Consider the following 11,733-nt stretch of genomic DNA (forward strand, 5'->3'; position numbering starts at 1 on the left):
CGCTGTGGCATGAAAGAAGTAATGGGAGTAACGTCTACCGTAAAAATAAAAGAGTGTTGGGTTGAATTGAGAACTTATAGTATCTGCAACACTAAATACTAGATATAATACAGAAAAGTCTAACACAAAGATATTTAATCTTACAAAGACCAAAAAAGCAGAATATTAATATTCTGCTTTTTTGATTAAAAGTTGCGTTTGTGCTTTCTTTAATAAATTGATATTCCAAGATTATATTCCGGCCCTTTAAATCTAACCCCCTAATATTTAAGGTAATTTTTCATCAGCAATCATAGCATGTAATCTCTCATCAACGTGACTCAAGACATTACGCATATCATTTATGAAAATATCGCTATCACTTAAAGAACCAAATAGATTTTTTGTTTTACAAAATGAGAATAGAGGATCTTCTGTTTTAAATATGAATTCAAAATTTACTTTATTAAAGGCACGATCTTGATATTCAAATATCAAGTGATCGCAAGTAAACTTTTCCATGAATCTGAAATATAAGACTGGGAAAACTAACGTGGCTGCCGGGGTTATTTTTTTATCATAAAGTGATTTAATTGTTGGTAATATAAACTCATTAACTTTAGCAATGCTATCAGAAGAGACTCTCTGATTTGTATCACGAACCCATTTATTACTGAATCTTTTAAGAGTAATATCACAATAATTCTCTAAGTCAATCTCATTTGATGGCAAAACAGCTCTGACGTCATTCAATATATAATTACGAATCCATTTCTGAACATCTGGTAAAAGACTCTCATCTATATAATGTTTACCAAGTAGCGTACCGGCCCAGGCAACACAACTGTGGCTAGCATTTAGGACGCGTATTTTAGCCTCTTCGTAAGGTAAAACATCTTTAACAAATTCGACACCTACATTCTCAAGTTGAGGTCGTGACGAGATAAAGTCATCTTCTATTACCCATTGAGAAAATTCTTCACAAGAAACAGGCACCTTATCATCATAAATTCCTTTTTTTTCTATTCGAGGGTATATAGTTTGGTTAAATCTAGGTGTGATCCGATCGACCATGCTATTTGGGGTGCTAATATTATTTTTCACCCAAGATAATAAATTAACGTCTTGTTTTTCTTCGATAAATTCAATGAATGCATGAAAAAAACGGGAACCATTACTACGCAAATTATCACAGCTAAGCAATGTTATGGGGCCAGAATTATTAATAATTCTGATTTTCATGATTTTTGCTAACAATCCATATAATGTAGTTGTGTCCTTACTTCCACTTAAATCTGACTGAATTTCAGGATCTGAAATATCAAGATGTCCATCCTCACGTAAGTAATAACCTCCTTCTGTAACAGTAAAGGAAATTATTTTTGTTTCTTTTCGCCCCCCCTCAGTTACTGTTTTATTTAACCCTTCATCCCAAAGTATAACATTGTCAATAGAGTGTATTGTTTCATATTTAATTATCCCATCCGGAGAAATCATCTCAAGAGTATAAATATTTCCCTGCTGAGAAAGATGTTCCAAAATTCTTTGGGAAACATCACTTTTTCGAATGTTAGCTAAAGACAAAGACCAGCCATACTCATTATTTTCTTTTTCTTTTAATCGATTGAGATACCAACTTTGATGCGCGCGATTAAAAGCACTGGCACCGAGATGCAGCCAGATTGATTTTGAATTTCTGTTCATATGACACCTCTTATTTATCAGATGACATTTGGAAACACTGAAGAGAATTGAAATTGAAAAATTACTATATTAGTATATTTCTCGCTTAGGAAATAATCAATATAATATTGCCATAATAAATTGCGTAGTAATAAAAAACGAACATCAAAAAGGTTAAATTAGTAAAAAAATGGCCTAAGGGAATATTGATTAGTATACTTATCTTTTCGATGAAATAGCATTGCACCTGATCTTAAATACGGTATAATTTATATGAATGCGACACTAAACAATAGTGGGTCGCATACAATAAATTCTTACATTAATGAAATTGAAAAATATCTTTCTCTTTTGTGATTTTCTTTAACCGTTACACCCTATAAAAAGCAAGAGGTAAGAAAAATGTGCATAAATCATAGTATCGATGAGTTGGATAATCTTTTAAATCCATTTCCACTGAAACTTGAAATGGGAATAAATCGTACTTCCAATAATTTATTAATCGTAGCAGTCAGAACGGATTTGCAAGGGTGTACTGGTGAAATGCTAGAATGGTGGTACCGTTTTTTTTGCTCAAACGAACATTTCAAATGGTGGCATCCCTGTGACCATAAGTTATTTTATGGATGGGATGATAAATGGATCCCAGGAAAAAATTTTATTGATGCCACAGTTCATTTTGTTGAAAAACTTGGGAATATAGCTCCATTGTCAACAAAAATTAAATATTGCCACCCTGAAAATTTCTTTTCAGCCAGGAAATTGATAGAGGCTCATAGAAAAAAATGGATATCGACTGCTATCTGTGGATATATTGGATTAGGTAATAAAATCAACCTTGATGAGAACGGTAATCCTTTAGATGGTATAGTTATGCATCTTGCACGAGACACATCATGGGGATGCGTGCTTAGAAGTCGTTATATTTTTGGTGAAAGAGCCGATGAAAATAGTTTTTTTTCTAATACAAAAAATGATTTAACAAGTCGAATATTGGCAGATGATATTGGGCTTAATCTGATGCAACATTGTCATCGTGAATACATTTCACTGGCGCATTTTCTGCCATCACTTTATTATTCATCTAATATAGAAAATGTCATTACCCCAGCCCAATGGTGACATAATTATCACATTTATAGCCTTATTTTTTTTCTCCGTTCTCATCAACATTAAAAAAGGTTAGTACTTCATCCCAATTGTTGACTCTTGGATTCCAGTCAATCATAGAATTTTGCGGAGATGTGTATAATATACCTTGTCCACTAAACCGCTGAAAGTGACGGACATTATCATCAATTAAAAAATCCGCATGAATTATACTTTTATCACCGCAAAACACGATATTTAAAGGGTTTATAAAAGGAAAATTTTTACGCAGCCAGTGGAATTTATACTCGCAAGAGTTTGGATACTCCATCGCAGCGGTAGTTAAAAAAATCTCAAAGTTCTTTGATAGCACCTGTAAAGCAGCTTGCGCACCTCTCATAACCGGTAATTCTCCAAAAAATTTCCCTTTTAAAAGGAGCGACTCCATTTCCTCGACATGCTCAGATGCAAAAATATCAGTGAAACTCTTACCACGGAAATCAGAAAGTGAACAATCATAATTGAATTTTTCTCGATACCAGGCTAATAATGCTGGAAATGTATCCACTATCACTTCATCCATATCAACTGCGATGCGTATCATACTGCCCCCTCATATTTAAAATTAAACATATATCATATGCCATGTAACCACACTCTTTTATATAAATCAACCTCTCGCACATATAACAAACCCATCACCCTGGAATACATTATTTTTCTTTCCAGGCATCTAATAACAAGATGCTCCTCCGTCAATTCCAATAATTTGCCCATTAATAAATGTCGCCATGGGGGAAAATAAGAACATCACAGTGTCAGCTACTTCATCGACAGTTCCAATTCTACCTAAAGGAATGCGTGATGGCCATGCATTAGCATCTGAATTGTCAGAAAGACTACGCCGGTACATTTCTGTATCAATAGGTCCCGGAGCAATACCATTAACTCGTATACCAGCCGAACCAGCTTCAAGCGCGGCGGCTTTTGTTAAGGCGACCCCTGCCGCTTTGGAAGCAGAATATACACCTACATCGGGAAAAATTGCTCGTAGTGCATGTATTGAATGATTATTCACTATAACGCCTTTCTTTAATGGTATCATATTTAATAACTGAAAATGGAGATTTGCCCATAAACCAAATATGTTGGTATCCAAACAGTTACGTACTGCGTTTGCTTCGATTTCTGTTAGAGAGCCACCAGCAGATACACCCGCATTATTAAAGACATATGATAAATTCACCTCTTTAAAAAGAAGTTGATATTCATACTCTATAGCCTTATAGTCCGAAATATCTACGTGACGGTATAAGCATTCGCCGGTTGAATTAGCTAACGATTCTTCAAGGAGTTGACCTGCCTGCTCATCTCTTCCCCACACATAAACTCGCCATCCATTTCTTGTTGCATATCTAGCAACCGCGGCACCAATTCCTTTAGTACCACCAGTTACTAATAAAGTTGGCATGGTTTCTCTCATAAGTAGTTAACTCTTTTTGCTATTGTGTAATACTGACTGATTCAGAAAAATCTCGCAGCAGTTTCGAAGCACTACGCATTTCTTGCTCTGTCAAATCATTAATAAATACGGCCTGACCAAGAGAACACATTAAAGGTAAATTCTGGTTTCCATCACGATGAATTTTTGTATCTTTTAATGCTGATAAAATCAGTTTATCATCACTGAAACCTCGATGATAAAGTGGGAGTCGAAGTTTTTTTGCTATATCAAATAATTTTTTTACTTGAGAATCATCAAGCATATTTCTCTGTTGTGATAAAATCGCAGAATAAAGACAGTCTATAGCAACTGCCTCACCATGTAATAATTCATCAATATAAGTCATTTCGATAAGTGGACTAAATGAATGTCCATAATCAACAATCCTTTTTAAATTATGTTCCCAAAGATTGGGAGATAATTCCTCTGCCATTAAATCAGCAGCTAAGTAAATTATTTCCATAATGTGGCTATCAGATTGAAAATTTGAGTCAAAAAACTTTTCTCCGTGTTTATCTAACAGGTCTAACAAGTAATTACTTTTGATAAGAGCGATTTTAAATACTTCGGCGAGTCCATTTGAGATATGCCGTACCGGAAGTGTACTTAAAAATCCAGGATACAATAAAGTAAGTCTAGCTGGGTGAAAGGAACCGAGTCGATTACGAAAACCGAAATGATTGACGGCAGTTTTTGCGGCTACACTGACATCCACCATCCCTAACAAAGTTGTAGGAATACGAATGAATGGGATCCCTCTTCGATAAATACTGCATGCAAAACCTACGAGATCGCATGAGACGCCACCTCCCAGTACAATAGGTGGGGATGATCTTCGCTTAGTTCCACTCTGGTTAAGTAAATCAGTTATGTGAATAGCATTATCAAGCGTTTTTTCCTCTTCCCCTGAGGGAATATCATAGGATTGTGCATTTATACCTGATGCACGAAGCCCATCCATTACGGCATTTACATGGGTTTTAGGTAAGCCATTATCAATAAATACATTCAAGCTTCCATTGTCAGAATAATTTCCAGCAAGTACAGATAATACTTCATCTAAAGACTTATATAACTCGACGTTATAAATAACATCTTGTTTGGCATTTATTTCTATTGTCTTCATCTTCATATCTCCTTCTGAGAAAGCGGGTAATCGCCTTAAGCTTAAGAAAGAGAGCGTGTAGAATCTCGGTACTTTAGTGAAGGAAAACACCGTCCCGACTATAGGCTACACGGCATAAATCAATAGGTTGAAGTAAAAAATAAGCTTTATACTAATCGTAAAATCAATAAGTTGATCTACAAGTTTTGGTTTACATCGTTTATGACATGAGATCAACCTGTCACTTTCGACAGGTTGACTTTTGGTTAATTCTAATTTAACTATTATACAAATAATTTAATAATATCAATGATAGTGAAGGTATTATGAATATTAAATTATGCACTATTAACGATCTTTTAGAAATGGCATATTTTTTCGAATGCCGATTTGAAGTCTTTTCTAGTCGACTGAAATGGAATGTTCCAATTCATAATGGAAAGGAATATGATCAATATGATAATAGTAACGCAGAATACATAACGGTTTTTGAAGATAACGAGATTTTAGCCAGCGTTAGAATGATTGAAACTAGATATTCACACCTTCTGAGTGGCTCTTTTCAAAATTATTTTACATATAAGAATAATGCTCCTGTAGAGGCCACACGATTTTTTGTACGTAAAAAAATTAAGCATTGCCATGATCCAATTTGTCAAATTTTATTTGCAGCTATGATAGAGTATTGTATGGAAAAGAAATACAATTCTATTATAGCAATTGTTGGTAGTGGAATGAATACGCTACTAAATAGATATGGATGGGAACATGGTATTACGGAAGCAGCTATTATTGAAAATCACCCTACTTATTTAATTAACCTTCCAGTTTCTTTAAGACTATGCCGAAATATAAAAGAAAAGGCGTTATTAGACCCTAACCTTAAATTCTTATCTATTCATCAAGAAGGCCTTGAAGCGCAGCTTTAGTCAAAGCATGTTTTGTGTTAGTGACATTCAATTTATTTAATATACTCGTAACATGAAATCGCACTGTTCTTTCAGTTATACTGCAAATCATTGATATCTCATAATACGTTTTCCCCATGCTCAGCCATTTTAATATTTCAGATTCCCTTAAGGTGAGGTTGATACTGCAATTTTTTTCAGTTTCTGATGCAATATCTTCTTCAAAACATTTTAAGAGCAGCATTTGAATGGTTGATTCTTTTTCTTTTATATTTTTAATAAACTTATCTTTATTATCTCTATTGCATATACTGAAAACAGAAAAATAACCATCACTTCGATGAGCAACGAAACATATACCATGTAGAATAGAGTATTTTCTTGCTTCTTCAAATATTTCATTTGATTCAACACAGCCACCATTCCATAAAAACGGTGAAACTTTAAGTTTGGCTTCTTGAACTACAGGATCAAAGTTGTAATATTTTCCTTTTAAATAAACGTCCAGCCATTGTTTAGGATAAGTTGAAATCAATTTTACATTTTGACCATGTTTATTTAGTCGCATATATGCATAGGTTTTAAAACTATTAAACTCCATTTCATTCCGAATTAATTCAATTAGATTGTCATCAGTTTGACTCATCAAAGTCTTTTCTTTGAAGTATGAATATTGAATGTTCATAATCACCTCACGTAATCTTAATTGATGTCGAAACTAGTTCACAGAAGCTAATCCTATAAATTATGCGGTCACAGTAGGAGTGTTCTGCCTGTCGTATATGGAAAGAATATAATTTTGTTTTGAAGCATCCTTAGCAAGAAATTCCATATTAAAAATAGGAATCAAAACTCTCCCTGTTATTTCTTATGTGCATAAACCTTCTTGATTATAAATTTTAAAACTTTAATATATAGATAGCAAATGGTTTTTAATGATTTTATAGAAAAACCAGTAATTAAAGAAATTGATTTTTACATATGAATATTGAACTGAAGATTTAAATACTTAACACCACTAATTCTTCAACATTTTCCTTCTCCTCCAGATTTTATTAATGAACGATCCTTTATTCATCAAAACATAAATAAGACATTAGCGACCACTAGGCTCGCACAATAGTAAATACACACATTTTCAATATACTCTTAATTCACATAAGATGAAAGGTGGCTAATTATGAAAGATGACAAAAGCACATCAAGAACTTTTAATAGCGAAGAGAGTTGGGTGACTATTAAAGAAGCTATAGGCATAATCAAAAAAGAACTAAACGTTAGCATAACACCTGGTGACATTTATCGCAGTGCATTATCCGGCATCATTTTTCTATCTATTTATTTCCAGTCTCCTGTAATATTGAAAAAGGTAAAGATTACGAATCAAAAAATTAAGCTATTTCCAATAAATCAGTCTTTGTTAAACCGGCTATGCTTTCTTGAAAAGAAATGCTTCATTAATAATCGAAATCTAATAATAAGTACGGAAGGTAATTATACCTCCCCAAAACAAATGATTTTTGACACCGCATTGAGAGGGTATGAATATGTTCTGGTACAACGTTTACTGGCCCGTTCTCTTAACCTTCCATTACCTGTGATAGGTGCGAAGGAAATAAACTATGGAATTTCAGTGAACTTCTTTGAGAGCACATTTCAATTATACGAAAAAGTAACAAAGAATGAAAGAATCAAACAACAGATTAAGAAACTCCCTAAAGATATAGCAAAGGAACTTATAAAATGCATACCAGGCCAATTACAAAATAACTGTTATCAAAATGATTATTTCCCGGTTCATGATTTACCGCAGGATGCTTGTTTTGTTATTCGGCAAACAGAACTTCAAAAGTTGATCATTATGTTCTTTAAAAAAAACTGTTTCATCAACTTCAACTCGAATATCTACCCCTTTATCTCGACTATTCTGGCTTTCCTGTAAACATAACGAGGCTATTCACCCATTAATCGAGCATCCCTATAAACTCCTGTCCATTTTTGAACAGTGGGCCTCTGATGATGGCATTACAGAGCGCCTGAGTGGCGACACGCTGAAAAATGCACTGGAGCGGGGTTCTCCTTCTTCTACATCCTTATCCCGCTGACCATATATTTATACATCCCGATACACAACCCGTATTAAGGATACTCCTGCCCTTAATACGGGGTCATCGACTTTTCCTTAGCTAACAGTTGTGTTTTTTTGTTGTCTTCGGGCATATCCCGGTCATTTCCACCACAGGAGAAAACGATGGCAGCACATCAGTTATTGCGTCTGAAACAGGTTGAGGAAAAAACGGGGCTTAAACGCTCCCAAATCTACCTGTATATGAAAAAAGGCATATTCCCTCATTCAATTAAGATTGGCCCAGCCAGTGTGGCCTGGCTCGAATCTGAAATTGACGAGTGGATAAACATTAAATTAACCACCCGACAAAAAATTTAAGATAGGAAACAGAATGATGATCCCCTCACTGAATTACGCCATCTTAACCGACGCTTTAAATGCTCTCAAGGAGGGCGATATTCGCCACTGTGAGTCTCTGGGATTCACTTTTGACGAAATGAACACTCTTAATCTGTTATCGCTTGATGAACTGTTTATGGTCAGCCGGGCTGCGGCTCCCTTTGTGTCCGTCAGTATCCGCCATGATGTTTTGCTTCATTTACTGGCGCTGGCCCACCAGGAGCACAAACAACATGAGCAGATTACCCGGGCGATCCGGCTGGGCGGATCGATAGCCCTGCTTAACCAGTATTTTGGCCTCACCTCCAACGACGTCTGTCTTCGTCGCAGGTTACTGGGCGTCAGTGTGCCTTATGGCCGGACACCTGAACCGGATGAAGAGACCGATGCGGTTATCTGGCGGCAATGGCAAAAGTGCCGGGTGGAAAATCTGGCCTCCCCGGAAGCGCTGGATGCCATGATGCAGGTCACTGAAACGCTGTTATCGCAGACGCAAGGGCTGCCACTCACCACCGTCTGGAAGCGGATCACCCTTTGCGAGCAGGAAGCCGCCAGCAGGAGGGCATCGCATGCCGGATGAGATCGATCGCGATCAGGAATTTAATGAGCAGCGGCTGGAAGAGATGATTGAACAGAACCGTTTTAAACCGGGAGCAACGCCATCATTATTTCACTGCCGTTTATGCGGTAAATCTATTCCTGAAAAACGACGTCAGATGCTGCCGGGTATCACAACCTGTACCGGATGTCAGGAAAAGCTTGAACGCCGCCGACGTTAGTTTTACCGGTAAGACGTGGGGTGTTTTCTCTCCACGTCTTTATATTTATCCTTAAATATAAATCACGCCTTATTATATTTTCTGCATCCCTCCCCCCTTTCCGTATTCTTAATTCCACGCCAATAAACTCTTTTATTTTCATTTTTACTTTCCCGTTCAGAAATCAATTTTTCTCCTTCATCCTGATTGCGCCGTCACCCAGTGGCTGAACTGATGGGCGTTAATTCGTCCGGGCCGGGTATCGCTCTTTAAAAATATGGAACGGGCTGTCACATAACCACAATTCAGGGTGCCGCTGAATGTTCTCGCTGACCCGTTAAAACCGGAATGCAGGATCGGGACGTGATCGAAAAATATTATTTTCCACCGTTTTATTAAAAGGGCTCATCATGAGAAAACCCGATTATTACGCATATATTGCCCAGGAAAGTCAGCCGGATACTCAGGGCGAGAAAAATACGTACTGGACAAAAGTCGGCGTTGCCTTTGCTCACCACGGTAAAGCCGGTCTGAATATTGTCCTGACGCCTGGTATTGCCGTCTCCGGCAAACTGGTCCTGCTGGAACCCCGCGAGGAAAACAGTCCGCAGCAGAGTACGGCTCCTGTCGAAACCGCGCAGTAATCCCTTTAATTCTGACTCCACAGCATGCAGCGTCAGCAGACCCTGCATGCTGTCTGCTTTCTGAGGCCATCATGCTTTCCACCACTGCCTTTCTGGCGGCGGCCATGCAGTGCGCCGCCAGCATTCATCCGTCCACGGCACTCGACGTGGCACGGGTGGAATCCGGTTTTAACCCGTATGCCATCGCCGAGATAGTCCCGAACTCCGGAAAATCTTCCGGCGATAAACACGTTATTTCTCACCAGCCAGCCAGTCGGGGAGAGGCAGCGCATATTCTCCGCCGCCTGATGGCTCAGGGCCGCCGTTACTCTGTCGGACTGATGCAAATCACCAGCACCAATTTCCGCCATTATGGCGTGTCCGCCACAGAGCTGCTTGATCCCTGCACCAGTCTGTCCGTCTTTGAACGCATTCTCAGCGACTGCTACCGGCGCGGCGGCACGCTGAAAAAAGCACTCAGTTGTTATTACTCCGGCAATTTCCGTACCGGGCAACAGCCGGAAGCGGCGTATTCCGGGACGAGCTATCTCCAGCGAATCGGTTATGCGCCGGGCTCCCCTCACTATGCCGTTCCCGGCACCCGCGAGGACAAAACAGCGGCTGGCGTTTACCCGGAAGCCTTTCCTGCCGGTAACGCTTTCCGCCCCCGCGTTATCTGGCCGGGCGCTGTCGTCCGTGGCATCCCCGCGAACCTCCGTCAGAAAAACATCGCCACCGCACAGATATCCCCGCCGTCAGTGCGCCGGAGTCTCCCGCAGCCATCCCGTAAGGAGGAAGAATAATGAGGCTTTTCCGCAAGCTAAAGGCAGCAGTCAGCGCAGTGTCTGCCGGTGCGCTGACCGCGTTATCTGTCACCCCGGCGTTTGCCGACGGTTTTGAACGGGCAAACACCGTGATGGAGAAAGTCTCCACCGGCCTGCATGGTCTGGCGGCCATCACCATTACTGTCGCCGTGATCTGGGTGGGTTTACAAGACGCTCTGGAAAGGTGAAAGCCTGTCCCAGTGCGCCTACATCATCATCGGCGGGATCCTGATTGGCGGGGGCAGTGAGATCGGTGCGCTGCTGATGAGCTGAGAGGTCACCTATGGCAAAGCTGCTCAAGGCAATGAAACACCCGGCGGCACTGTGGGGGGTGCCGCTGGATGAAGCCCTGTACAAATACGTAATGGATACACGCAAACTTCATTCGGATGATACTCCGGTGCCGGTGTTGGCGCCGGGCAGGAAAAAGACAAAAACCGGGCGTATCTGGACGTACGTACGGGATGACCGGACTGCCGGTTCGTCAGATCCGCCTGCGGCATGGTTCGCGTTCTCGCCGGACCGGCAGGGAAAGCACGCGGAGCAACACCTTCGCCCCTTCCATGGAGTGCTGCAGGCGGATGCCTTCACGGGGTATGACCGGCTGTTCAGTACATCGCGCGAAGGAGGTGCGCTGATCGAGGCCGCGTGCTGGGCGCATGCCCGCAGAAAAATCCACGACGTGTACATCGGCAGCAAAAGCGCCACAGCGGAAGAAGCCCTGAAGCGCATCGGCGAACTGTACGCCATCGAGGCGGAGATACGCGACAGACCGGAAGCAGAGCGTCTCGCC

At 39.7% G+C, this 11,733-nt stretch carries 14 protein-coding genes and 1 pseudogene; 10 read left to right on the plus strand and 5 right to left on the minus strand.

Features of this window, described 5'->3' with window-relative positions:
• Positions 1 to 267: 267 nt before the first annotated feature.
• Positions 268 to 1,683 carry a D-arabinitol 4-dehydrogenase gene (dalD, locus tag FCN80_RS24770; protein WP_136992986.1) on the minus strand — a complete coding sequence of 472 codons (1,416 nt, stop codon included), beginning with the start codon at positions 1,681 to 1,683 and terminating at the stop codon, positions 268 to 270.
• Positions 1,684 to 2,064: 381 nt separating this feature from the next.
• Here dalD and FCN80_RS24775 point away from each other — a divergent pair, with 381 nt between their 5' ends.
• Positions 2,065 to 2,784 carry a DAPG hydrolase family protein gene (locus FCN80_RS24775; protein WP_136992987.1) on the plus strand — a complete coding sequence of 240 codons (720 nt, stop codon included), beginning with the start codon at positions 2,065 to 2,067 and terminating at the stop codon, positions 2,782 to 2,784.
• Positions 2,785 to 2,806: 22 nt separating this feature from the next.
• Here FCN80_RS24775 and FCN80_RS24780 read toward each other — a convergent pair whose 3' ends face one another.
• From FCN80_RS24780 to FCN80_RS24790, 3 genes are all read right to left on the minus strand, one after another.
• Positions 2,807 to 3,355, minus strand: coding sequence for a 5' nucleotidase, NT5C type (locus FCN80_RS24780; protein ID WP_136992988.1), 549 nt, complete (start codon positions 3,353 to 3,355; stop codon positions 2,807 to 2,809).
• A 129-nt stretch (positions 3,356 to 3,484) separates the two neighbouring features.
• Positions 3,485 to 4,234 (minus strand): SDR family NAD(P)-dependent oxidoreductase, encoded by a 750-nt coding sequence (locus FCN80_RS24785; protein ID WP_136992989.1) that lies wholly within the window; start codon positions 4,232 to 4,234, stop codon positions 3,485 to 3,487.
• A 19-nt stretch (positions 4,235 to 4,253) separates the two neighbouring features.
• A complete protein-coding gene (locus FCN80_RS24790) occupies positions 4,254 to 5,381 on the minus strand; it encodes a sedoheptulose 7-phosphate cyclase (RefSeq protein ID WP_170975516.1) in 1,128 nt (375 codons plus the stop codon).
• Positions 5,382 to 5,686: 305 nt separating this feature from the next.
• Here FCN80_RS24790 and FCN80_RS24795 point away from each other — a divergent pair, with 305 nt between their 5' ends.
• Complete coding sequence (locus FCN80_RS24795) at positions 5,687 to 6,289, plus strand: acyl-homoserine-lactone synthase (RefSeq protein WP_136992991.1); 603 nt, start codon at positions 5,687 to 5,689, stop codon at positions 6,287 to 6,289.
• Here the strand turns inward: FCN80_RS24795 and FCN80_RS24800 are convergent.
• Complete coding sequence (locus FCN80_RS24800) at positions 6,255 to 6,953, minus strand: autoinducer binding domain-containing protein (protein ID WP_136992992.1); 699 nt, start codon at positions 6,951 to 6,953, stop codon at positions 6,255 to 6,257. The two genes, FCN80_RS24795 and FCN80_RS24800, sit on opposite strands and share 35 nt — an antisense overlap.
• Positions 6,954 to 7,448: 495 nt before the next feature.
• Here FCN80_RS24800 and FCN80_RS27105 point away from each other — a divergent pair, with 495 nt between their 5' ends.
• The 8 genes and pseudogenes from FCN80_RS27105 to FCN80_RS24840 form a co-directional block, all read left to right on the plus strand.
• Positions 7,449 to 8,210: a hypothetical protein gene (locus tag FCN80_RS27105; protein ID WP_230492938.1), complete on the plus strand. Its 762-nt coding sequence runs from the start codon at positions 7,449 to 7,451 to the stop codon at positions 8,208 to 8,210.
• Positions 8,211 to 8,519: 309 nt separating this feature from the next.
• Positions 8,520 to 8,714, plus strand: a complete 195-nt coding sequence (locus tag FCN80_RS24810; RefSeq protein WP_136992993.1) for an AlpA family transcriptional regulator — start codon at positions 8,520 to 8,522, stop codon at positions 8,712 to 8,714.
• A 13-nt stretch (positions 8,715 to 8,727) separates the two neighbouring features.
• The gene (locus tag FCN80_RS24815) at positions 8,728 to 9,315 is read left to right on the plus strand and encodes a DUF2857 domain-containing protein (RefSeq protein ID WP_136992994.1); all 588 of its coding nucleotides are present in this window, start codon (positions 8,728 to 8,730) and stop codon (positions 9,313 to 9,315) included.
• A complete protein-coding gene (locus tag FCN80_RS24820; protein WP_136992995.1) occupies positions 9,305 to 9,514 on the plus strand; it encodes a TraR/DksA family transcriptional regulator in 210 nt (69 codons plus the stop codon). Before FCN80_RS24815 ends, FCN80_RS24820 begins: the two co-directional genes overlap by 11 nt.
• A 389-nt stretch (positions 9,515 to 9,903) precedes the next feature.
• Positions 9,904 to 10,137: a hypothetical protein gene (locus FCN80_RS24825; RefSeq protein ID WP_136992996.1), complete on the plus strand. Its 234-nt coding sequence runs from the start codon at positions 9,904 to 9,906 to the stop codon at positions 10,135 to 10,137.
• A gap of 71 nt (positions 10,138 to 10,208) precedes the next feature.
• Positions 10,209 to 10,919 carry a lytic transglycosylase domain-containing protein gene (locus tag FCN80_RS24830; RefSeq protein ID WP_136992997.1) on the plus strand — a complete coding sequence of 237 codons (711 nt, stop codon included), beginning with the start codon at positions 10,209 to 10,211 and terminating at the stop codon, positions 10,917 to 10,919.
• Positions 10,919 to 11,128: a TrbC/VirB2 family protein gene (locus FCN80_RS24835; RefSeq protein WP_230492939.1), complete on the plus strand. Its 210-nt coding sequence runs from the start codon at positions 10,919 to 10,921 to the stop codon at positions 11,126 to 11,128. Before FCN80_RS24830 ends, FCN80_RS24835 begins: the two co-directional genes overlap by 1 nt.
• A 146-nt stretch (positions 11,129 to 11,274) precedes the next feature.
• Positions 11,275 to 11,733: pseudogene (locus tag FCN80_RS24840) on the plus strand (IS66 family transposase); the annotation flags it as partial.

This window comes from Martelella alba, from assembly GCF_005217455.1.
Lineage (GTDB): Bacteria > Pseudomonadota > Gammaproteobacteria > Enterobacterales > Enterobacteriaceae > Acerihabitans.